This window comes from Tenacibaculum sp. 190524A05c, assembly GCF_964036595.1.
In the GTDB taxonomy this organism is placed as follows: Bacteria; Bacteroidota; Bacteroidia; order Flavobacteriales; family Flavobacteriaceae; genus Polaribacter; species Polaribacter platacis.
Genome location: NZ_OZ038523.1, coordinates 1,503,058 through 1,525,958, shown reverse-complemented (window position 1 = coordinate 1,525,958; position 22,901 = coordinate 1,503,058). Strand labels below are relative to the sequence as shown.

Annotated in this window: 18 protein-coding genes and 5 tRNA genes; 21 read left to right on the top strand and 2 right to left on the bottom strand. The window is 33.8% G+C overall.

Annotated features, from left to right (window positions below; translation table 11 throughout):
• Positions 1-28 precede the first annotated feature (28 nt).
• From ABNT61_RS06480 to ABNT61_RS06380, 21 genes are all read left to right on the top strand, one after another.
• A complete protein-coding gene (locus ABNT61_RS06480) occupies positions 29-1,186 on the top strand; it encodes an acyl-CoA dehydrogenase family protein (RefSeq protein WP_348713122.1) in 1,158 nt (385 codons plus the stop codon).
• Positions 1,187-1,377: 191 nt separating this feature from the next.
• Positions 1,378-2,760, top strand: coding sequence for an alpha-amylase (locus tag ABNT61_RS06475; protein ID WP_348713123.1), 1,383 nt, complete (start codon positions 1,378-1,380; stop codon positions 2,758-2,760).
• A gap of 139 nt (positions 2,761-2,899) precedes the next feature.
• Positions 2,900-3,097 (top strand): 30S ribosomal protein S21, encoded by a 198-nt coding sequence (gene rpsU / locus ABNT61_RS06470; protein ID WP_348713124.1) that lies wholly within the window; start codon positions 2,900-2,902, stop codon positions 3,095-3,097.
• Between the two features lie 75 nt (positions 3,098-3,172).
• Positions 3,173-4,060: a tyrosine-type recombinase/integrase gene (locus tag ABNT61_RS06465; RefSeq protein WP_348745288.1), complete on the top strand. Its 888-nt coding sequence runs from the start codon at positions 3,173-3,175 to the stop codon at positions 4,058-4,060.
• Positions 4,061-4,065: 5 nt separating this feature from the next.
• Complete coding sequence (locus tag ABNT61_RS06460; protein ID WP_348713126.1) at positions 4,066-4,374, top strand: HPF/RaiA family ribosome-associated protein; 309 nt, start codon at positions 4,066-4,068, stop codon at positions 4,372-4,374.
• Positions 4,375-4,469: 95 nt separating this feature from the next.
• Positions 4,470-4,543, top strand: a tRNA-Thr gene (locus ABNT61_RS06455).
• A gap of 41 nt (positions 4,544-4,584) precedes the next feature.
• Positions 4,585-4,667 (top strand) — tRNA-Tyr (locus ABNT61_RS06450).
• A gap of 25 nt (positions 4,668-4,692) precedes the next feature.
• Positions 4,693-4,765 (top strand) — tRNA-Gly (locus ABNT61_RS06445).
• A 13-nt stretch (positions 4,766-4,778) separates the two neighbouring features.
• Positions 4,779-4,851 (top strand) — tRNA-Thr (locus ABNT61_RS06440).
• Positions 4,852-4,913: 62 nt separating this feature from the next.
• Positions 4,914-6,101, top strand: coding sequence for an elongation factor Tu (gene tuf / locus ABNT61_RS06435; protein WP_100923982.1), 1,188 nt, complete (start codon positions 4,914-4,916; stop codon positions 6,099-6,101).
• A gap of 59 nt (positions 6,102-6,160) precedes the next feature.
• A tRNA-Trp gene (locus ABNT61_RS06430) sits at positions 6,161-6,233 on the top strand.
• A 17-nt stretch (positions 6,234-6,250) separates the two neighbouring features.
• The gene (gene secE / locus ABNT61_RS06425) at positions 6,251-6,442 is read left to right on the top strand and encodes a preprotein translocase subunit SecE (RefSeq protein WP_348713127.1); all 192 of its coding nucleotides are present in this window, start codon (positions 6,251-6,253) and stop codon (positions 6,440-6,442) included.
• A 3-nt stretch (positions 6,443-6,445) separates the two neighbouring features.
• Positions 6,446-6,994 (top strand): transcription termination/antitermination protein NusG, encoded by a 549-nt coding sequence (gene nusG / locus ABNT61_RS06420; protein ID WP_348713128.1) that lies wholly within the window; start codon positions 6,446-6,448, stop codon positions 6,992-6,994.
• A 65-nt stretch (positions 6,995-7,059) separates the two neighbouring features.
• On the top strand, positions 7,060-7,497 hold the full coding sequence (gene rplK, locus ABNT61_RS06415) for a 50S ribosomal protein L11 (RefSeq protein ID WP_348724306.1): 438 nt from the start codon (positions 7,060-7,062) through the stop codon (positions 7,495-7,497).
• Between the two features lie 18 nt (positions 7,498-7,515).
• Positions 7,516-8,208, top strand: coding sequence for a 50S ribosomal protein L1 (gene rplA, locus ABNT61_RS06410; RefSeq protein WP_348724307.1), 693 nt, complete (start codon positions 7,516-7,518; stop codon positions 8,206-8,208).
• Between the two features lie 21 nt (positions 8,209-8,229).
• Positions 8,230-8,745 (top strand): 50S ribosomal protein L10, encoded by a 516-nt coding sequence (gene rplJ, locus ABNT61_RS06405; RefSeq protein WP_348713131.1) that lies wholly within the window; start codon positions 8,230-8,232, stop codon positions 8,743-8,745.
• A gap of 47 nt (positions 8,746-8,792) precedes the next feature.
• On the top strand, positions 8,793-9,170 hold the full coding sequence (gene rplL, locus ABNT61_RS06400) for a 50S ribosomal protein L7/L12 (RefSeq protein WP_348713132.1): 378 nt from the start codon (positions 8,793-8,795) through the stop codon (positions 9,168-9,170).
• Positions 9,171-9,416: 246 nt separating this feature from the next.
• Entirely contained in the window at positions 9,417-13,226 is a 3,810-nt protein-coding gene (gene rpoB, locus ABNT61_RS06395; protein WP_348713133.1) for a DNA-directed RNA polymerase subunit beta, read from the top strand.
• A 96-nt stretch (positions 13,227-13,322) separates the two neighbouring features.
• On the top strand, positions 13,323-17,594 hold the full coding sequence (gene rpoC, locus ABNT61_RS06390) for a DNA-directed RNA polymerase subunit beta' (RefSeq protein ID WP_348713134.1): 4,272 nt from the start codon (positions 13,323-13,325) through the stop codon (positions 17,592-17,594).
• Between the two features lie 54 nt (positions 17,595-17,648).
• The gene (locus tag ABNT61_RS06385) at positions 17,649-17,957 is read left to right on the top strand and encodes a DUF3467 domain-containing protein (RefSeq protein WP_348713135.1); all 309 of its coding nucleotides are present in this window, start codon (positions 17,649-17,651) and stop codon (positions 17,955-17,957) included.
• Between the two features lie 72 nt (positions 17,958-18,029).
• Positions 18,030-19,859 (top strand): DUF885 domain-containing protein, encoded by a 1,830-nt coding sequence (locus ABNT61_RS06380; RefSeq protein WP_348713136.1) that lies wholly within the window; start codon positions 18,030-18,032, stop codon positions 19,857-19,859.
• Positions 19,860-19,920: 61 nt separating this feature from the next.
• Here the strand turns inward: ABNT61_RS06380 and ABNT61_RS06375 are convergent, their stop codons facing one another.
• Both ABNT61_RS06375 and ABNT61_RS06370 read right to left on the bottom strand, forming a co-directional pair.
• Complete coding sequence (locus tag ABNT61_RS06375) at positions 19,921-21,666, bottom strand: hypothetical protein (protein WP_348745287.1); 1,746 nt, start codon at positions 21,664-21,666, stop codon at positions 19,921-19,923.
• Positions 21,667-22,183: 517 nt separating this feature from the next.
• Positions 22,184-22,900 (bottom strand): DUF4369 domain-containing protein, encoded by a 717-nt coding sequence (locus ABNT61_RS06370; RefSeq protein ID WP_348713138.1) that lies wholly within the window; start codon positions 22,898-22,900, stop codon positions 22,184-22,186.
• Between the last annotated feature and the right edge of the window lies 1 nt (position 22,901).

The window sequence follows — 22,901 nt, the reverse complement described above, 5'->3', positions numbered from 1 at the left end:
AACAACCAAATTAAAATTTTTATACAGTATGTATTTTACTGAAGAGCATGATTCATTTCGTAAAAGTTTTAGAGACTTTTTACAGAAAGAAGTAGTTCCACATATTGAAAAGTGGGAAGAAACTGGAACAATTGATCGTTTCATCTGGGAGAAATTCGGAGAGATGGGGTATTTCGGTTTACATCAACCTGAAGAATATGGTGGACTAGATCTTGATTTATTTTATACAGTTATATTTCTAGAAGAGTTACAAAGAATAAACTCTGGAGGTTTTGCAGCAGCTATGTGGGCACATGCTTACTTAGCGATGACGCATTTAAAGAAAGAAGGTGACGACAGAATTAAAAGAGAGTATTTAGCTCCTAGTATTGAAGGTAAGAAAATCGGTTGTCTTTGTATTACAGAACCATTTGGAGGAAGTGATGTTGCTGGTATGAGAACTACAGCAGTTAAAGATGGAGATAATTATGTAATTAATGGTTCTAAAACATTTATTACAAATGGAGTGTATTCAGATTACTTAATTGTTGCGGCTAAGACAAATCCAGAAGACAAACATAAGGGAATGAGTATATTTTTAGTTGATAGAGATACGAAAGGTGTTTCATCTACTAAATTGAATAAATTAGGATGGAGAGCGTCAGATACTGGAGAGATTGCATTTGATAATGTAGTTATTCCTAAGGAAAATCTGATGGGTGAAGAAGGAATGGGGTTCCCATACATTATGCAACACTTTGCTTTAGAGCGATTAATTATGGGTGTGAATGCTCATGCTAGAGCTGAATATGCTGTGGAATATGCAATTCAATATATGGATGAGCGCGAAGCTTTCGGTAGAAAGATTAATAAATTCCAAGCTTTACGTCATAGTGTAGCAGAGATGGCTTCTAAAGTTGATATGTGTAAGGAGTATAACTACTCAATTACAAAGCGACTAAATGATGGAATCTATGTTGTGAAAGAAGCTAGTATGAGTAAATTACTTTCTACTAAAATTGCAGATGAAGTTATTTATGACGCATTACAACTTTTAGGAGGATATGGTTACATGGAAGATTATCCGTTAGCAAGAATGTTTAGAGATAGTAGATTAGGACCTATTGGCGGTGGTACTTCTGAAATCTTAAAAGAGATTATTGCTAAAATGGTAATCGATAAAAAAGAATATAAACCAGCAACATAAACTTTAGTTGTTAATATAACTATTTATAAAATGAGAATCTTTTATGATTCTCATTTTGTTTTTCCTATATTTTCTATTCATTTTATTATTAATACATCAATTTATTAACACGAAATCGATTTCGTTTCTACACCGATTTCGCCGTTCGGTTTTCAATGTATAATTTCACTAGAAACAAAAACCTAATTAAGATGAAAACCTTTCAAAAATTATTAATTATCATTTTGTTTGTCCATTATTCTTGTTCGGATGATATGGGTATTCAAGATGAAAATCAACAATTAGAATCTAATTTAAAAGAGAATGTAAATGTTGCTTCAAGATCATCCTTGAAACCAATAGGTACAGGTGTGATGATGCAAGCATTTTATTGGGATGTTCCAGCAGGAGGAACATGGTGGCAAGTCATAGAAGGTAAAGTTCAAGATTGGAGCAATGCTGGTATTGATGCAATTTGGTTACCTCCAGTTTCTAAAGCTCAGAATGGAGCGTTCTCTATGGGATATGATCCTTTTGATTATTACGATTTTGGTCAATATAACCAAATGGGAAGTACAGAAACTCGTTTTGGTTCAAAATCAGAATTGGAGAGTTTAATTAATGAAGCACATAGTGCAAGACTAAGTGTAATTGCAGATATTGTAATTAATCATAATAGTGGAGGAGATCTAGAACCAAACCCTTACACAGGAACACCTTACTACACAGATTTTAATCCTCTTTCTGGTAAATTTTATAGAAGTAATGCTGATTTCCATCCAAATGCGACGTGTAATAGTGATTCAGGAGTCTTTGGAGGTTTTCCAGATTTAAGTCATTGTCAACCTTATGTGCAAGATTGGTTATGGAAAAGGTCTAACAGTGTTGCTAAGTATTATAAAAATGTAATGGGATTTGATGGATGGAGATTTGATTATGTAAAGGGATTTGAACCATGGGTAGTTAGAGAGTGGAATAACTCAGTTGGTGGTTTCTCTGTTGGTGAATATTGGGATGGAAATGCAGGAACTCTTGACTGGTGGTCTGGGGAAGCGCAGTCATCTGCTTTTGATTTTGCTTGTTATTATAGAATGAGAGACGCCTTTATGGGGAATAACCTAAATAGGTTAAATGATGATATGCTTTGGAAAAGAAATTCAACTAAAGCAGTAACTTTCGTGGCAAATCACGATACTGATGAAATCATTAATAATAAATTGTTGGCTTATGCCTATATCTTAACACACGAAGGATATCCTACAATATTTTATAGAGATTATGAAGAATGGTTAGATAAAGGTCGTATGAATAATTTGATCTGGATACATAATAATTTAGCAGGTGGTTCCACAAATGTATTATATACGGATAACGATGAGTATGTAGCTAAAAGAAATGGTTATAATAATGCTGGTTTAGTAGTTTACATAAATAATTCAAATTCATGGAAAGAGAGATGGATAGAGACAAATTGGTCTAATACAAGAATTAAGGATTATACAGGTAATTCAAATTGGGAGCCGGTAACACAAGGAGGTAGATGGGTGAAAATTCAAGTGCCACCTAAGAGCTACTCAGTTTGGGCTCCTAAATAAAAATAAAATAAATAGGAATATTAAAATTAATATGTATCTTTGCAGCCCAATAAAAATGTAAAATCATTATTTACAGTTGATTATTGTTCAACTTAAATATCAAAATATATAAGATACGTATGAGAGGAGGTGCAAAAACATGTTAATTATTCCAGTAAAAGAAGGTGAGAATATCGATAGAGCTTTAAAACGTTATAAGCGTAAATTCGACCGTACTAAGACGATGAGAATGTTACGTGCTCGTAAGCAGTTCACGAAACCATCTGTAGCGAAAAGAGCTCAGAAGATTAAAGCATCTTACATCCAAAGATTAAGAACACAAGAAGAAGTAGGATAGTCTAATTCTCAATGTGAAAATATAGAAACCTGTACAGTTATGTGCAGGTTTTCTTTTTTAGTATATTTATCATCTATGTATATTGAATCTTTCTTAGAGTATCTTTTATTAGAAAGAAACTACTCAAAACATACTGTTCAGGCCTATAAAACAGATTTAAATGCTTTTCAAATGTTCTGCGTTGAATCATTTGAAAATGATGATGTGGTAGAAGTAGATTATAATGTTATACGTAGTTGGATTGTTAGTCTGGTTGAGCAAGGAGTTGCGAATAGATCAATAAATAGGAAGATTAGTAGTTTAAAAACATTTTATAAGTACCTGCAAGAGATTGATAGGATATCGGTTAATCCTCTTGCAAAACATAAGTCACTTAAAATAAAAAAAGAACCACAGATTCCATTTAGTTTTCAAGAGGTGGAAAAAGTACTGAAAGAATTAAGTGAGGAAGATTTTGAGTCTTTACGAGATAAACTTATTATTGATTTATTGTTTTCTACAGGTATGAGAAGAATCGAATTGATACAATTAAAAGAATCGGATATAGATTTAAGTTTAAGCACTGCAAAAGTTTTAGGAAAGAGAAATAAAGAGAGAATTGTGCCTTTGCTTCCTGATACACTTCGAATTATGAATTTATATAAAAATGAGAAGAGTAACTTAGGACTTCATAACGACTATCTTTTTGTAACTGCTAAGGGGAATAAAATATATGAAACACTTGTTTATCGAATAATAAATTCTTACTTTAGTAAGGTATCAGCTAAGGTAAAATGTAGCCCGCATATACTCCGGCACACTTTCGCTACAGAACTACTCAATAAAGGAGCTGATTTAAATTCGGTTAAAGAATTACTAGGACATTCAAGTTTAGCCTCAACCCAAGTTTATACTCATAATAACTTGGAACAATTAAAACAAGTGTTTAATAAAGCTCATCCTAGGAGCCTAAAAAAAGATTGAAAATTATGAAGGTATTCACACAATCTGTAAATTTCAAAGCTGACATTGATTTAGTAAAGTTTATTGAAAAAAAAGTTGGAAGTTTAGATAAATTTCATGACAAGATCGTAGATGCGGAAGTTTTTATGAAGGTTCAAAAAACAAGTGATAAAGAAAATAAAATAACAGAAGTAAAGATTAATATTCCAGGTAACGAACTAATTGTCAAGAAGACAACAAAGACATTTGAAGAAGGAGTTAGTCTAGGTGTAGAGTCCTTGAAAAGGCAGTTAAGAAAATCAAAAGAAAAACAAAGAGACACGTTAGTGTTATAAATTGAAAAAAAAAACATAAAAAGTTTTACATATTCGAAATTACTTTTTACATTTGCAGTCCGTTAGAAATAACGGATTGTTTTTTTATAACAAAAGCCGATATAGCTCAGCTGGCTAGAGCAGCTGATTTGTAATCAGCAGGTCGTGGGTTCGAGTCCCTCTATCGGCTCAATAAAAGTTCATTAAAATATTGATTTATTAAAATTTGTAGGGGAGATTCCAGAGCGGCCAAATGGGACGGACTGTAACTCCGTTGTCTTTCGACTTCGCAGGTTCGAATCCTGCTCTCCCCACAATTTTTAAAATAATAATAGTATTGCGGGAGTAGCTCAGTTGGTAGAGCGTCAGCCTTCCAAGCTGAATGTCGCCGGTTCGAACCCGGTCTCCCGCTCTAAATTATTCTTGCCGGTGTAGCTCAGTTGGTAGAGCGCATCCTTGGTAGGGATGAGGTCACGGGTTCAAATCCCGTCATTGGCTCTTTAAATAAGAGTTTATAAATAACACTAAATATATTTAACTAAGAATTAAAATTAATAATCATGGCAAAAGGAACTTACGATCGTTCGAAACCGCACTTAAACGTAGGTACAATCGGTCACGTAGATCACGGTAAAACTACATTAACTGCTGCTATCACTAAAGTATTAGCTGACGCAGGTTACTCTGAGCAAAGAGCTTTCGATCAAATCGATAACGCTCCAGAAGAGAAAGAAAGAGGTATTACAATTAACTCTTCTCACGTAGAATATGCAACTGCTAACCGTCACTATGCACACGTTGACTGTCCAGGTCACGCCGATTATGTAAAGAACATGGTAACTGGTGCTGCTCAAATGGATGGAGCTATTTTAGTAGTAGCTGCAACTGATGGTCCAATGCCACAAACTCGTGAGCACATCTTATTAGGACGTCAGGTTGGTATTCCAAGAATCGTTGTATTCATGAACAAAGTGGATATGGTTGATGATGAGGAGTTATTAGAGTTAGTAGAAATGGAAGTTAGAGATTTATTGTCTTTCTATGAGTATGATGGAGATAATAGTCCTGTAATCATGGGTTCTGCTTTAGGGGCTTTAAATGGAGAGCAAAAATGGGTAGATACAGTGTTATCTTTAATGGAAGCTGTTGATACTTGGATTGAGGAGCCACCAAGAGATACTGAGAAAGATTTCTTAATGCCAATCGAGGATGTATTCTCTATTACTGGTCGTGGTACTGTAGCAACAGGACGTATCGAAACTGGTATCATCAACTCTGGAGATCCTGTAGAGATTATCGGTATGGGTTCTGAGAAGTTAACTTCTACAGTAACTGGAATCGAGATGTTCCGTCAAATCTTAGATAGAGGTGAGGCTGGAGATAACGCTGGTATCTTATTAAGAGGTATTGATAAAACTGATATCAAAAGAGGTATGGTAATTACTAAGCCTGGATCAGTAACTCCACACGCTAAGTTCAAAGCTGAGGTGTATATCTTAAAGAAAGAAGAAGGTGGTCGTCACACTCCTTTCCACAATAACTACCGTCCACAGTTCTACGTACGTACAACTGACGTAACTGGTAACATTAACTTACCTGATGGTGTTGAAATGGTAATGCCTGGTGATAACTTAACTATTACAGTTGATTTAATTCAGCCAATCGCATTAAATATCGGTTTACAGTTTGCTATCCGTGAAGGAGGTAGAACAGTAGGAGCTGGTCAGGTAACTGAAATCTTAGACTAATTATAGTTTATAAATAAATTAGAGGTATCCCTACACTCTAGGGATGCCTTTATAAATAAACGGGTTTAGCTCAGTTGGTAGAGCACTGGTCTCCAAAACCAGGTGTCGGGAGTTCGAGCCTCTCAACCCGTGCAAATTTTCTAGAAACAATGAATAACTTTATACAGTACATCAAAGACTCTTTTGAAGAGTTAAATACTAACATGACTTGGATATCTCGTGAAGAGGCTCAAAAGTCAACAGTAGTTGTAGCAGTTTTTACTATCATATTTGCATTAGCAGTGGCGGTAATAGATAAGGTTTTTCAAACAGGATTAGATAACTTCTTTAAATTATTCTAAGAGATGGCTGATACGGTGATGAAATGGTATGTGGTTAGAGCTATCGGTGGTCAAGAGAATAAAGTTAAGACTTACATTGAGACAGATATTGCTAGACATGGATTGTCTGATTATGTAAGTCAAGTTATTGTTCCTACTGAAAAGGTTGTTCAAATAAGAAATGGGAAAAAAATAAACAGAGAAAGAGTATACTTTCCTGGTTATATAATGGTGGAAGCAAATTTAGCAGGTGAAGTTCCTCACGTTATTAAAGCGGTTACAGGAGTAATTGGTTTTTTAGGTGAAACAAAAGGAGGTGATCCTGTCCCTATGCGTAAATCTGAAGTAAACAGAATGCTAGGTAAAGTAGATGAGCTTTCGGTAAATGAGGAAACTGTTGCAATACCTTACACTGTTGGAGAAACAGTAAAAGTAGTAGATGGTCCATTCAATGGATTTGACGGTATCGTAGAGAAGGTGAATGAAGAGAAGCGTAAACTTGAGGTTATGGTTAAGATTTTCGGAAGAAAAACACCATTAGAATTAAGTTACATGCAAGTAGAGAAAATATAACTGTTACATATATATTTTAAAGTGTTTTATAGCTTCCAGTATAAAGCACAATTAAAACTTAAACAATGGCAAAACAAGTAAGTAAATTAGTTAAACTACAAGTTAGGGGAGGTGCTGCGAATCCGTCGCCACCAGTTGGACCCGCTTTAGGTGCTGCCGGAGTTAACATCATGGAGTTCTGTAAGCAATTTAATGCGCGTACACAGGACAAGCAAGGTAAAGTTTTACCTGTAGTGATTACAGTATACACTGATAAATCATTCGAATTTGTTGTTAAAACTCCACCAGCTGCAGTACAATTACTAGAAGCGGCCAAAATTAAGAAAGGTTCAGGAGAGCCTAATAGAAAGAAAGTAGCAAGTGTTACTTGGGATCAAATTAGAACGATTGCAGAAGATAAGATGGTAGATTTAAATGCCTTCAAAATTGAATCAGCAATGAGAATGATCGCAGGAACTGCTCGCTCTATGGGATTAACAGTAACAGGTGATGCACCAGCTTAAACTTAAAAGAGATTTAAAATGGCAAGATTAACAAGAAAGCAAAAAGAAGCTCGCGCTAAGATTGACACCTCTAAAGTTTATGACTTAAAGGATGCATCAGCATTAGTAAAAGAGATAACAAACGTAAAGTTTGATGCATCTGTAGATTTAGCAGTGCGTTTAGGAGTTGATCCTCGTAAAGCTAATCAAATGGTTCGTGGTGTAGTAACATTACCTCACGGAACTGGAAAGGATGTAAAAGTATTAGCATTAGTTACTCCAGATAAAGAAGCAGAAGCTCAAGCAGCTGGTGCTGATTATGTAGGTTTAGATGAGTACCTTCAGAAAATCAAAGGAGGATGGACTGATGTTGACGTAATTATAACTATGCCTAGCGTTATGGGTAAATTAGGTCCTTTAGGTCGTGTTTTAGGACCAAGAGGTTTAATGCCAAACCCAAAGACAGGTACAGTAACTATGGATGTTGCAAAAGCAGTAAAAGAGGTAAAGGCTGGTAAAATTGACTTTAAAGTTGATAAAACTGGTATCGTTCACGCTGCAATCGGAAAAGTATCTTTCGATGCTGATAAGATTTTCGAAAATGCAAATGAATTAGTTCAAACACTATTAAAATTAAAGCCAACAGCGGCAAAAGGAACTTATATTAAGAGTATTTTTATGTCTTCTACTATGAGTCCTAGTGTAGCTGTAGATGTAAAATCGGTATCATAAGGCAGTTAAAATCTATCAATCATGACTAGAGAAGAAAAATCACAAGTAATACAAGATTTAACAGCGCAATTAGCAGATACAAGTACGATCTATTTAGCAGATATTTCTGGTTTAGATGCTTTAACTACATCTAACTTACGTAGAGCTTGTTTTAAGGCAAACGTAAAATTGGCTGTTGTGAAGAATACATTGTTAGAAAAGGCAATGGAAGCTTCAGATAAAGACTTTGGTGAATTACCAGAGGTTTTAAAAGGTAATACATCTTTAATGATTTCTGAAGCAGGTAATGCTCCAGCAAAGGTAATTAAAGAATTTAGGAAAAAATCTGATAAGCCTTTATTAAAAGGAGCTTATGTTGAAGAAGCAGTTTACGTTGGAGATGACCAATTAGATGCTCTTGTTAACATCAAGTCTCGTGAAGAACTTATCGGTGATATTATCACATTATTACAATCTCCTGCGAAGAATGTTGTATCAGCATTACAGTCTGGAGGAGGTAAATTATCTGGTATCTTAAAGACGTTATCAGAAAAATAATTTAGCGCACTAATAAACTAATAATAAAAAATTAAAAACAATTTAAAATGGCAGATTTAAAAGATTTCGCAGAACAATTAGTTAACTTAACAGTAAAAGAAGTTAATGAATTAGCTGATATTTTAAAAGATGAGTATGGAATTGAGCCTGCAGCGGCTGCAGTAGCAGTAGCTGGACCAGCTGGTGGAGCTGGTGGAGATGCTGGTGAAGAGAAAACTGAATTTGATGTTATCTTAAAAGCAGCAGGAGGTTCTAAATTAGCAGTTGTAAAATTAGTTAAGGAATTAACTGGTTTAGGATTAAAAGAAGCTAAAGGAATCGTAGATAGCGCTCCAGCACCAATTAAAGAAGGAGTTTCTAAGGATGAGGCTGAAGGTCTTAAAGCGTCTTTAGAAGAAGCAGGAGCTGAAGTAGAGTTAAAATAATATAACTCCCCACAAAAAAGTGGGATAACAAAATACAGGTTTAGGTGCTGAAACAATAGTTTTAGCCCTAAACCATTTTGTGTATATATTTGTACTTACTAAATTCACAATCGCAATTTGTGTTTTTTTTAAACTTCTTTTAGTTGATTATTAAATTGTTAATTATCAATTTAAAGTAGTAAAAATTGCAAGAAAAACTGTAAAAGTTTTTTAATAAAATATTTTTAATTAAAAATAGATACTCTTTTGGCAACGATAAACACTACTGAAAGAATCAACTTCGCATCTTCTCGTATTGGATCTGATTATCCAGATTTTTTGGATATTCAAATTAAATCTTTCCAAGATTTTTTCCAATTACAAACAAAGGCAGAAGAACGAGGTGAAGAAGGTTTATATAAAACCTTCATGGATAATTTCCCAATTACCGATACAAGGAATCAATTCGTACTAGAATTTTTAGATTATTTTGTTGACCCTCCAAGATATAGCATTCAAGAATGTATTGAGAGAGGTTTAACATATAGTGTTCCTTTAAAGGCTAGACTTAAGTTATACTGTACGGATCCTGAACATGAAGATTTCGAAACCATTGTTCAAGATGTGTATTTAGGTACTATACCTTATATGTCTGGATCAGGAACATTTATTATTAATGGAGCTGAGCGAGTTGTTGTATCACAATTACACCGTTCTCCAGGAGTGTTCTTCGGACAATCTTTCCACGCGAACGGAACAAAGTTATATTCAGCAAGAGTTATTCCTTTTAAAGGATCTTGGATTGAATTTGCTACAGATATCAATCAAGTAATGTATGCTTATATTGATAGAAAAAAGAAGTTACCTGTAACAACTTTATTCCGTGCAATCGGATACGAAAGAGATAAAGATATCTTAGAGATTTTTGATTTAGCAGAAGAAGTGAAAGTTTCTAAAGCTGGATTAAAGAAAGTATTAGGAAGAAAATTAGCTGCGAGAGTATTAAAAACATGGCACGAGGATTTCGTAGATGAAGATACAGGAGAGGTTGTATCTATTGAGCGTAATGAGATTATCTTCGACCGTGATACTATATTAGAGAAAGAACATGTAGATGAAATTATAGATTCTGGAGCTAAGACAATCTTACTTCATAAGGAAGATCACCAAATGGGTGATTATGCTATTATTCATAATACATTACAGAAAGATCCAACAAACTCTGAGAAAGAAGCTGTTGAGCACATTTATCGTCAATTACGTAATGCAGAACCGCCAGATGAGGAAACTGCAAGAGGAATTATTGATAAATTATTCTTCTCAGAACAAAGATATAATTTAGGAGAAGTTGGTCGTTTCAGAATGAACACGAAACTTCAATTAAATGAAGCTATAGATCAAAAAGTATTAACTAAGAATGATATTATTACTATTGTAAAATATCTAATTGAGTTAATTAATTCAAAAGCAGAAGTGGATGATATTGATCACTTATCTAACCGTCGTGTACGTACAGTAGGTGAGCAATTAGCTGGTCAGTTCGGTGTTGGTTTAGCACGTATGGCTAGAACTATCCGTGAGCGTATGAACGTTCGTGATAACGAGGTGTTTACTCCAATTGACTTAATTAATGCTAAGACTTTATCGTCTGTAATTAATTCATTCTTTGGAACGAATCAGTTATCTCAGTTCATGGATCAAACAAACCCATTAGCAGAGATTACTCACAAACGTCGTTTATCAGCATTAGGACCTGGAGGTTTATCAAGAGAAAGAGCTGGATTCGAGGTTCGTGATGTTCACTATACACACTATGGTCGTTTATGTCCAATTGAAACTCCTGAAGGACCGAATATTGGTCTTATTTCATCTTTAGCAGTATATGCTAAAGTGAATACTATGGGATTCATTGAAACTCCTTATAAAAAGGTTGATAATGGTCAAGTATTATCTGAAGAGCCTATCTATTTAAGTGCAGAAGAGGAAGAAGGAATGAAGTTCGCACAGTCTAATATCGAGGTTAAGGATGATGGTACAATTGATAGAGAAAAGGTAATTGCTAGAGAGGAAGGTGACTTCCCAGTAGTAACACCAAATGTAGTTAACTACATGGACGTTGCTCCTAACCAAATTGCTTCTATTTCAGCATCATTAATCCCTTTCTTAGAGCATGATGATGCCAACCGTGCATTAATGGGATCTAACATGATGCGTCAGGCAGTACCATTATTAAGACCTGAATCACCAATCGTAGGAACAGGATTAGAGCGTAGAGTAGCAAAAGACTCACGTATTCTTATCAATGCAGAAGGAAACGGAGTTGTTGAGTACGTAGATGCAAATAAAATAACAATTAAGTATGATAGAACTGATGATGAGAGACTTGTAAGTTTTGATCCAGATGAGAAATCATATAACTTAATTAAGTTTAGAAAAACAAACCAAGGTACTAACATTAACTTAAAGCCAATCGTAAGGAGAGGGGATAGAGTTGAAGAAGGACAAGTACTTTGTGAAGGATACGCAACACAACAAGGAGAGTTAGCTTTAGGAAGAAACATGAAAGTTGCTTTCATGCCTTGGAAAGGTTATAACTTTGAGGATGCGATTGTAATTTCTGAAAAGGTTGTTCGTGAAGATATCTTTACTTCTATTCATATTGATGAATATTCATTAGATGTGCGTGATACGAAATTAGGAGCAGAGGAATTAACAAACGATATTCCAAACGTTTCAGAAGAAGCTACTAAAGATCTTGATGAGAATGGAATGATTCGAATCGGTGCTGAAGTTAAGCCAGGAGATATTTTAATTGGTAAGATTACTCCAAAAGGAGAATCTGATCCAACACCAGAAGAAAAATTATTAAGAGCGATCTTTGGAGATAAAGCAGGAGATGTAAAAGATGCATCGTTGAAAGCTTCACCATCTCTTAAAGGTGTAGTAATTGATAAGAAATTATTCAGAAGAGCGGTAAAAGATAAGAATAAGAGGGCAAGAGATAAAGAGGCTGTAGCTACTTTAGAAGCATCTTTTGTTTCTAAATTCGAAGATTTAAAAGACCGTTTAATCGATAAATTATTTGGTTTAATCAGTGGAAAAACTTCTCAAGGAATTCACAATGATTTAGGAGAAGAAGTATTACCAAAAGGTAAGAAGTTTACTCAAAAAATGTTAAACTCTGTTGATGATTTTACACATTTAAGTGGAACTTGGACTACTGATAAAGATTTAAATAAGTTAGTTGGAGAATTAATTCACAACTATAAAATTAAGGTTAACGATTTACAAGGGGTATTACGTCGTGAGAAGTTTACCATTTCTGTAGGAGATGAGTTACCAGCAGGTATCTTAAAGTTAGCTAAGATTTATATTGCTAAAAAACGTAAGTTAAAAGTAGGAGATAAGATGGCAGGACGTCACGGTAACAAAGGTATTGTTGCTAGAATTGTGCGTCAAGAAGATATGCCGTTCTTAGAAGATGGAACACCTGTGGATATCGTATTGAATCCATTAGGGGTACCTTCTCGTATGAACATTGGTCAGATTTATGAAACTGTTCTTGGATGGGCAGGTCAGAAATTACACCAGAAATATGCGACACCTATTTTTGATGGAGCTTCACTAGATGAGATTAATAAATTAACTGATGAAGCTAGTATTCCAAGATTCGGTCATACATATTTATATGACGGAGGTACTGGACAACGTTTTGATCAACCTGCAACAGTTGGAGTTATTTATATGATTAAGTTAGGACACATGATTGAAGATAAAATGCACGCGCGTTCTATTGGTCCTTACTCATTAATTACTCAACAGCCTTTAGGAGGTAAAGCACAATTTGGAGGTCAGCGTTTCGGAGAAATGGAGGTATGGGCACTTGAAGCATATGGTGCGTCTAGTATTTTACGTGAAATTTTAACTGTAAAATCGGATGATGTACTAGGTAGAGCTAAAGCTTACGAGAGTATCGTAAAAGGAGAGCCAATGCCAGAACCTGGATTACCAGAATCATTTAACGTATTAATGCACGAACTGAAAGGTTTAGGATTAGACGTTAAGTTAGAAGAGTAAAAAAGATAATCAAGGTTGATTTTATCAGCCTTGATTTCAGTGTTTATATAATTTTATTAGTTAAGCTACATTGCTTAAAGCATTTTGCAAAACATTATGGCAAGAAAAAACGAAAAATACACTGTTAAGAAGTTTAACAAAATTTCAATTGGTTTAGCTTCTCCAGAGTCGATTTTAGAAGCATCTAAAGGAGAGGTTTTAAAACCAGAAACAATTAACTACCGTACGCACAAACCTGAAAGAGATGGACTTTTCTGTGAAAGAATTTTTGGTCCTGTAAAAGATTATGAGTGTGCTTGTGGTAAATATAAAAGAATCCGTTATAAAGGGATTGTTTGTGATCGATGTGGTGTTGAAGTAACTGAGAAGAAGGTTCGTAGAGATAGAGTTGGTCATATTAACTTAGTTGTACCAGTTGCACATATCTGGTATTTCAGATCATTACCTAACAAGATGGGATATTTATTAGGATTACCATCTAAGAAGTTAGACATGATTATTTACTACGAGCGTTACGTAGTAATTCAGCCAGGTATGGCTAAAAATGCTGAAGGTGAACCACTTCAGAAATTAGATTTCTTAACGGAAGAAGAGTATTTAGATATTGTTGATGCATTGCCTCAAGATAATCAATACTTAGAAGATACAGACCCAAATAAGTTTATCGCTAAAATGGGTGCTGAATGTTTAATCGATTTATTAGCTCGTATCGATTTAGATGAGTTATCGTATCAATTAAGACATAAAGCAAATACTGAAACGTCTAAACAACGTAAGAATGAAGCGTTAAAGAGATTAAATGTTGTAGAAGCATTTAGAGAATCTCAAAAGAATAGAGAAAACAAGCCAGAATGGATGATTATGAAAGTAGTTCCGGTAATTCCACCAGAATTACGTCCATTAGTTCCATTAGATGGTGGTCGTTTTGCGACTTCTGATTTAAATGATTTATATCGTCGTGTAATTATCCGTAACAACCGTTTAAAGAGATTAATGGAGATTAAAGCTCCTGAAGTAATCTTACGTAACGAAAAGCGTATGTTACAAGAATCTGTAGATTCATTATTCGATAATACACGTAAAGCTTCTGCAGTTAAAACTGAATCTAACAGACCATTAAAGTCATTATCTGATAGTTTAAAAGGTAAACAAGGTCGTTTCCGTCAGAACTTATTAGGTAAGCGTGTTGATTATTCTGCACGTTCTGTAATTGTTGTTGGACCAGAATTAAAATTATACGAATGTGGATTGCCAAAAGATATGGCAGCTGAATTATACAAACCTTTTGTAATTCGTAAGTTAATCGAAAGAGGAATTGTAAAGACAGTTAAATCTGCAAAGAAAATTATAGATAGAAAAGAGCCTGTAGTTTGGGATATTCTTGAAAACGTAATTAAAGGTCACCCAGTTTTATTAAACCGTGCTCCTACGTTACACCGTTTAGGTATTCAAGCTTTCCAACCTAAATTAATCGAAGGAAAAGCGATTCGTTTACACCCATTAGTATGTACGGCCTTCAATGCCGATTTCGATGGGGATCAAATGGCGGTTCACTTACCTTTAGGACCAGAAGCTATCTTAGAAGCTCAATTATTAATGTTAGCTTCTCATAATATCCTAAACCCTGCAAATGGTGCTCCAATTACTGTACCATCTCAGGATATGGTATTAGGATTATACTACATGACTAAAGAGCGTAAATCTACTCCTGAATTAGTAATTAAAGGAGAAGGTTTAACATTCTATTCACCGGAAGAAGTAACTATTGCTTTCAATGAAGGTAGAGTTGACTTAAATGCTGGAATTAAAGTTCGTACCAAAGATGTTGAAAATGGAGAACAGGTTACGAAGATTATTCAAACAACAGTAGGTAGAGTATTATTTAACGAAGTTGTTCCTGAAGCAGCTGGATATATCAATGAGGTATTAACGAAGAAATCGTTAAGAGGAATTATCGGTAACATTTTAAAAGTAACAGATATTCCTGCAGTTGGTAGATTCTTAGATGCTATTAAGGGAATGGGATATAAGTTCGCTTTCCAAGGAGGATTATCATTCTCATTAGGAGATATCATTATTCCTGAAGAAAAGCACACAATGATTGCTGAAGCTAACAAAGAAGTTGATGGAATCGTTATGAACTATAACATGGGTATGTTAACTCAAAAAGAACGTTATAATCAGGTAATTGATGTTTGGGGTTCTACGAACAACAGATTAACAGAGTTATCGATGAAACGTTTACGTGAGGATCAACAAGGATTTAACTCTGTATTTATGATGTTAGATTCTGGAGCTCGTGGATCTAAAGAGCAAATTCGTCAGTTAACTGGTATGCGTGGATTAATGGCAAAACCTAAAAAATCTACAGCAGGTGGTGGAGAAATTATTGAAAACCCGATTCTTTCTAACTTTAAAGAAGGTCTTTCAATTTTAGAATACTTTATCTCTACTCACGGTGCTCGTAAAGGATTAGCCGATACCGCATTAAAAACTGCCGATGCTGGTTACTTAACTCGTCGTTTAGTAGATGTATCTCAAGATGTAATTGTAAATGAGGTTGATTGTGGTACTTTAAGAGGATTAGAAGTAACTCCATTAAAGAAGAATGATGAAATTGTTGAGTCTTTAGCTGACAGAATTGAAGGTAGAGTTTCTTTACATGATGTTTATCACCCAACTTCTGACGAAGTATTAGTTAAAGCTGGTGAATTAATTACTTATGAACTAGCAGCTAAAGTACAAGAGTCAGGAATTGATAGAGTAGAAGTTCGTTCTCCATTAACTTGTGAGTCTAAACGAGGAATTTGTGCTCAATGTTACGGTAAGAGTTTATCTACTGCTAAAAAGGTTCAAAGAGGTGAAGCTGTTGGTGTAATTGCTGCGCAGTCGATTGGAGAACCAGGTACACAGTTAACATTACGTACGTTCCACGTTGGAGGGGTTGCAGGAAACATTTCTGAGGATAACAAGTTAATAGCTAAGTTCGATGGTAATGTTAAGATTGAAGATTTAAGAACTGTGCGCGGTAAAGATACTAACGGAGAAGAAGTTGATATCGTAATTGCTCGTACTGCTGAAATCAAAATAGTAGATAAGAAAACTGGAATTACTTTAAGTACTAACAATATTCCTTACGGTTCTATCATTTTTGATAAAGATAGAAAGTCAATAAAGAAAGGAGATGCTGTATGTCAGTGGGATCCATTCAACGGAGTTATTGTTTCAGAATTTGGAGGAAAAGTTAAGTTTGACAATTTAGAGCAAGGTATTAACTACTCTGTAGAAGTTGATGAACAAACAGGATTCCAAGAAAAAGTAATTACTGATTCTAAGAATAAAAAGATTATTCCATCTTTAATTATTGAAGATGCTGATGGTAACGCATTACGTTCGTATAGTTTACCAGTAGGTGCTCATTTAATGGTTGATAATGGAGATAAAGTAGAAGAAGGACAAACTTTAGTTAAGATACCTCGTAAGTCTGGAAAGGCTGGGGATATTACCGGAGGTTTACCACGTGTAACGGAATTATTCGAAGCACGTAATCCTTCTAACCCTGCAGTAGTTGCTGAAATAGACGGTGTTGTTTCTTTCGGTAAGATTAAACGTGGTAATCGTGAGATTATAGTTGAGTCTAAAACTGGAGATATTAAGAAATACTTAGTGAAGTTATCGAACCAAATTTTAGTTCAAGAGAATGACTTTATTAAAGCGGGTATGCCATTATCTGATGGAGCTACAACTCCAGCTGATATCTTAAGAATTAAAGGACCTTCTGCAGTACAAGAGTACTTAGTAAATGAAATACAAGAAGTATATCGTTTACAAGGGGTGAAAATTAACGATAAGCATTTTGAGGTAGTCGTACGTCAAATGATGCGTAAAGTAAAAATCATCGATTCAGGAGATACTTTATTCTTAGAAAATCAATTAGCGCACAAGAACGACTTTATTGAAGAGAATGATAAGATTTACGGAATGAAAGTTGTAGAAGAAGCTGGAGATTCTGAAAACTTAAAAGCAGGTCAATTAGTTACTTCGCGTCAATTAAGAGATGAAAACTCAATTTTACGTAGACAAGATAAAGAATTAGTTTCAGCAAGAGATGCTCAACCTGCAACAGCAGAGCAAGTATTACAAGGTATTACAAGAGCTTCGTTACAAACTAAGTCATTTATTTCTGCAGCGTCGTTCCAGGAAACAACTAAAGTGTTAAATGAAGCAGCTGTAAACGGTAAGATTGATACTCTAGAAGGATTAAAAGAAAATGTAATTGTAGGTAAGCGTATACCAGCAGGTACAGGTCTTAGATCTTATGATAACATTATCGTAGGTCCTAAAGAGGAGATAGAAAAAAGCTTATAATAGAATTTAAAAAGACCTCGCTAAGAGGTCTTTTTAGTTAATACTATATTCAAAATGGAAGAAAACAAAGACCCACAAATTAATATAGAATTAGATCAAGAAATAGCAGAAGGAACGTATAGTAACCTTGCTATTATTAATCACTCGGTTTCTGAATTCATTGTTGATTTTATTAACATTATGCCGGGTGTTCCAAAAGCAAAAGTTAAATCTAGAATTATATTAACTCCACAGCACGCTAAAAGACTAACAAAAGCCTTATTAGATAATGTCAGAAAGTTTGAACAAGCACATGGAGAGATAAAAGATTATGAGCAGCCACCTATTCCTATGAATTTTGGAGGAACCACTGGTGAGGCTTAAAAGTATTAAAATCGAAACAAATTTGTTTCGATTTTTTTTTGTCTATTTTTATAATTCAAATACAATTTAACAATGAAGTTTACGCACCTATCAAAGCATGTTTTAGTATCCTTATTAGTAACTAGCATGTCTTGTAAAACTAGTACTGAAGAGAAGCTTCCTTCAGATGAAGAAATTAAAAAAGAATCAGCTAAGGTCAATGCATTTTTTCAAAAGCAGTTTGAGCAATCATTAGATTTACATCCAATGTATCAAACGTATTTAGGAATAAAAAAAGATGCCGATAAATGGGATGATATATCAGATTCTTTTTTAGATAAAGAATTAGATTTAACAAAGAAAGCGCTAAAATGGATTACAGATTCTGTAAATAGTAAAGCTTTAGATGTAAATACTAAATTGAGTTACGATTTATTTAAACAGAATTTAGAAAATACCATCGAAGATGATAAATATAGATTATATACATATCCAGTAAATCAAATGCATGGAGCTCAAGCTGAGATTCCGGCCTTTTTAATCAATATGCATCAAATAAATAGTCAAAAGGATGCTGAGGATTATATTTGTAGATTAGAAGGTATTAAACCAATGTTTATTCAACTTTCTGAAAATCTAAAAAAGAGACAAGACGCGGGAATCATGATTCCAAAATTTGTTTTTACTAAAGTTTTAGACGATTCAAAAAATTTAATTAAAGGTCAACCTTTTGATAATTCTAATGAGAAGAGCACATTGCTAAATGATTTTGAGACTAAAGTTGCTAAACTTGAATTAGAAGCTAAAGAAAAACAAGAACTAATAGATCAAGCTAAGAAAGCATTAAAAGAAGATGTTTTAGCTGGTTACAAGGCTCTCATTAGTACACTTGAAGAACAACAGAATGTTGCTACTACAGACGATGGTGCTTGGAAATTTCCGAACGGAGAAGCATTTTATAATAACGCTTTACAAAGAACTACTACAACAAATTTAACTGCTGATGAAATTCATAACATAGGTCTCTCAGAGGTAAAAAGAATTCATAGTGAAATGAAAGAAATCATGAAGAAAGTAGGATTTAAAGGAACATTACAAGAGTTCTTCCAGTTTATGAAAACGGATAAACAATTCTATTTTGCAGCTACAGACGAAGGTAGAAAAGAGTACATGGATAAAGCAACGGATATGATTAACACAATGAAAGGTAGATTAGATGAGCTTTTCATTACTAAACCAAAAGCAGATTTACAAGTAAAAGCTGTGGAGGCATTTAGAGAAAAATCTGCAGGAAAAGCATTTTATCAACAACCAGCTATAGATGGTTCTCGTCCAGGAACGTATTATGCAAATATGTATGATATGGCGAGTATGCCTTCTTATCAGATGGAAGCTTTAGCTTATCATGAAGGAATACCTGGGCATCATATGCAAATTGCAATAGCACAAGAATTAAAAGAAGTACCAATGTTCAGAAAATTTGGACGCTATACTGCTTATGTTGAAGGTTGGGGATTATACTCTGAATTTATTCCTAAAGAAATGGGATTCTATTCTGACCCGTATTCAGATTTTGGACGATTAGCCATGGAATTATGGAGGGCTTGTCGTTTGGTAGTAGATACAGGAATTCATTCTAAAAAATGGACAAGGGAAGAAGGGATAAAGTATTACACGGATAACACTCCGAATGCTGAAGCAGATGCAGTAAAAATGGTAGAGCGTCATATTGTAATGCCAAGTCAGGCAACAGCATATAAAATAGGAATGATAAAAATTATTGAGCTAAGAGAAAAAGCTAAGAAGGCACTTGGTGATAAGTTTGATATTAGAAAGTTTCACGATGTTGTTTTAACCAATGGACCATTACCATTAGACATCCTTGAAAATTTGGTTAATAAATATATTTCTTCAGAGAAATAGTAAATCTATCAGATTATAATGAAAACTCGGATATCTCGATATCCGAGTTTTTATTTTTAAATCAATCCTTTCTAATTAACTGAGCTTCTTCTAATTCTTTTTCAATTGTGTTTTTGATGTAATTATAAGCTTTGTTTTTGAAAAGTCTATTAAATCCAAAAGTTAGCATTCTGCTATTACTTATTCCTTTGACTACATATGAAATTCGCCTTTTGATAGGTGTTTTGAATGTCTTTTCAAAACGTTTTGTATCAAACTTCGGGTAAATCGGATAGTGAATTTTAGCGTCGGAACCATAATTCTCCTTATCACTGATGTCTTTAAAAGCATTTAATAAACGAACATCTGGAATAATAGGATAAAATTTATTTGCGTTTGGATCTTTTGGAGGCACAGAAAAAGAGAACCTATCTTTAGCTTCATTGGTAGGATCAGATTGAAGTCTACTTTGAATATTTTCATCCTTTACCGCAAAATAATAACGCAAAAATGTTTGACAGTTCTGTCTACCTAATTTAAAATCATGTTCTCTAAATGATTCATCTAAAAATCCTGCAAATCCATTCAGTGGAGCAGAGGCCAAATCATTTTGAGCTCTTACCCATTTACCTTCTATTTTTTCCTTACGTATGGGTGCTATTAAGAATTTAGTTCTATCAGAAAGTGATAATGCCTCTAGAATTCCATCTTGATTAAACATTACTTGGTTTCGTAAGGCTTTAAACATTCCTTTTACTACAGAAATAATATCACTTTTCGGAGTGTAATTTTCTTCAGTTGAATTTAGGTTAGGAAAAGGATCAACCATTATTACTGCGTAATTATTATCCTTATTCTTTAGAATATTAGCGTTTTTCTCGTGCATTACTTTTAAAGCAATTCCATACGGTTCGTTATTAATTAACCCTCCATCGATAGAATTGAAATGATACAATTTTTCATTTTTAAGGATAGGAGAAATGGCATGTAAACGATCTTTACCGAATAGATATTTGGGGTAACGGTTTAAATATTCGGTGTAAATATTTAATTGTCTGGATTTTAAACCTATTGGAAAAGCAGATGTACTTAATGTAGCATTACGTAGAACGGAAATATCTGTTTGATTTTTTAGATCTAAGACGTGATAAAGTGAGTCATTTTTTTTAGGGATTCCTCTATTAGGATAACTATTGTTTACAGTTTTATATCTGAAAAAACCACCATGATTCGTTATTGTAGTCCCTGAACTATTATAACTTCTTCCGTCAAAATCTACCTTAAAATTGATTCCACGTAGATTACTAATAGTTAATATTAAATCTAGATTTTTAGAGACGTATTTTGGATAATTCTTTTGCTCTTTTATAAGTAGAGCTTCATCAGCTATTGATTCTATCGCTTTGGTATTAAGCAAAGATTCTGGCTTTTCACCAGCTTTAATATCATCTCGATGTAACATTTTATTCAATGTTATTTCTTTGTCATCGTCCGCCATTTTAACCCAACTCTTATAAAAACGATTGTTTTCTCCTTTAGGATTTTCTCTATTGTAATGATTATAATTTTTATCGAGTAAGTTTAAAACAGCTAGCGTTCCTGTTATTCCTCCGGCTGAGGCTCCATTAATAACATCAATTTCAACTTCATGCATAGGAATAGAGTTGTCGTAGCCAGGATTACCTTGTCCTATTTTACGATTATTCTCTTTTGCAATTTCCCAAAGATGTAAAGTTTCTAATAAATAGTCTAATACACCGGCTGTATAAGCGCCAGCTGATACTGCTCCAGCCATTGTAATACAAAGCTTGAATTTTTTGTTAGTCATTTTGGATTGAATTGATGATTGAAAAGAGGATAAACTTCTTATTGATTGTTTATAAATGTAATATCTCTTGTAAGAATAAAACTATTGAAAAAAAGTAAAGAAAGTGATGTAAGAAATATTTATAAACTGAAAAGACTGCAAAAAGAAAGGGGCATATAAGCCCCTAGTAATTACTTATTAATTTAATAAGTATGTAAGATAAAGGATAGTAATCAATCCATATTTTACTCATGCTTTTGACACTGAATTTTTGTAAATGTCACACACTTTAATGCATCCGTGTTGCTTTTTTGGTACTATTTTATCATTTTATGATACTATAATTTCATGCTAATTAGTTAATAATCAGTAAATCAATAGTTTCTTAGTTTTTTCATATATTTACACCATGGGTCTATCCTATGTTTTAAGGGAAAGTAAAATTTGGGGGAATGCTACTGAACTTAAACTAAAAGACCAAAAAAGCCTTTCTGAAAAGAAAGGCTTTATATTTTTATAAGAGTTAATTATTATTAACCTATTCAGTTTTTTTAGCTTCTGCTTCTTTGATTTCTGTAACAAACTTATTCAATCGTTTACCATAATCAGATCCTTTAACCTTATCTGTTAAGCTATTATTAATCGTATCTAATAAGTAAATATTTGCATCGAATAATTCCGTTAAAGCGATGTATGCAGCCGCTTCACTATCTTTATTTGAGATAGCAAAGTTTGTAGTAAATAAGAAACGACGACGAACTAATTTTTTATATTCTTTAGCTAGACTATCCGCTAAGACACTGTCTTTTTTAGCACGAGCTTCTAAATCTTTAGCAATGAAATCTAAACGTTTCATTTTAAATTGATTATCAACTTCATTGAATTTATCCATTACTTCTTGATTCTTAGAACCGGTAACCGTTGGTTTAAAACCAAATTCTTCAACTTTATCATTAATAGTTACTGTTCCTTTTTCTCCAAAGAACATTAATTTCTTAGGTTCGGTATTTCCGTCAAAAGTTAGGTAATACATAACTGGAGAGTCTACATCATCCGTAAGAGAGAATTTATCATCACCTAATAACTGAATAGAATCTACTGAAACAATAGTAGTGTCAATCATTTTTTGAAGATATAAAGTACCCTTTTTAAGACCTTTAATTTGTCCTGTTACTACCATGTTTCCCATTTTTTTCTCTGATGAACAAGAAAAAGCGATTAACGAAACAAGTAATAATGCGATAATATTTCTCATA

Bases quoted from the DNA above. Each gene is read 5' to 3' on its own strand.
- ABNT61_RS06480 (WP_348713122.1), top strand. From the start codon at position 29: ATGTATTTTACTGAAGAGCATGATTCATTTCGTAAAAGTTTTAGAGAC.
- ABNT61_RS06375 (WP_348745287.1), bottom strand. From the start codon at position 21,666: ATGACTAACAAAAAATTCAAGCTTTGTATTACAATGGCTGGAGCAGTA.
- rplA (WP_348724307.1), top strand. From the start codon at position 7,516: ATGGCAAGATTAACAAGAAAGCAAAAAGAAGCTCGCGCTAAGATTGAC.
- ABNT61_RS06460 (WP_348713126.1), top strand. From the start codon at position 4,066: ATGAAGGTATTCACACAATCTGTAAATTTCAAAGCTGACATTGATTTA.
- ABNT61_RS06385 (WP_348713135.1), top strand. From the start codon at position 17,649: ATGGAAGAAAACAAAGACCCACAAATTAATATAGAATTAGATCAAGAA.
- ABNT61_RS06380 (WP_348713136.1), top strand. From the start codon at position 18,030: ATGAAGTTTACGCACCTATCAAAGCATGTTTTAGTATCCTTATTAGTA.
- ABNT61_RS06370 (WP_348713138.1), bottom strand. From the start codon at position 22,900: ATGAGAAATATTATCGCATTATTACTTGTTTCGTTAATCGCTTTTTCT.
- rplK (WP_348724306.1), top strand. From the start codon at position 7,060: ATGGCAAAACAAGTAAGTAAATTAGTTAAACTACAAGTTAGGGGAGGT.
- rplL (WP_348713132.1), top strand. From the start codon at position 8,793: ATGGCAGATTTAAAAGATTTCGCAGAACAATTAGTTAACTTAACAGTA.
- rplJ (WP_348713131.1), top strand. From the start codon at position 8,230: ATGACTAGAGAAGAAAAATCACAAGTAATACAAGATTTAACAGCGCAA.
- secE (WP_348713127.1), top strand. From the start codon at position 6,251: ATGAATAACTTTATACAGTACATCAAAGACTCTTTTGAAGAGTTAAAT.
- nusG (WP_348713128.1), top strand. From the start codon at position 6,446: ATGGCTGATACGGTGATGAAATGGTATGTGGTTAGAGCTATCGGTGGT.
- rpoC (WP_348713134.1), top strand. From the start codon at position 13,323: ATGGCAAGAAAAAACGAAAAATACACTGTTAAGAAGTTTAACAAAATT.
- tuf (WP_100923982.1), top strand. From the start codon at position 4,914: ATGGCAAAAGGAACTTACGATCGTTCGAAACCGCACTTAAACGTAGGT.
- ABNT61_RS06465 (WP_348745288.1), top strand. From the start codon at position 3,173: ATGTATATTGAATCTTTCTTAGAGTATCTTTTATTAGAAAGAAACTAC.
- ABNT61_RS06475 (WP_348713123.1), top strand. From the start codon at position 1,378: ATGAAAACCTTTCAAAAATTATTAATTATCATTTTGTTTGTCCATTAT.
- rpsU (WP_348713124.1), top strand. From the start codon at position 2,900: ATGTTAATTATTCCAGTAAAAGAAGGTGAGAATATCGATAGAGCTTTA.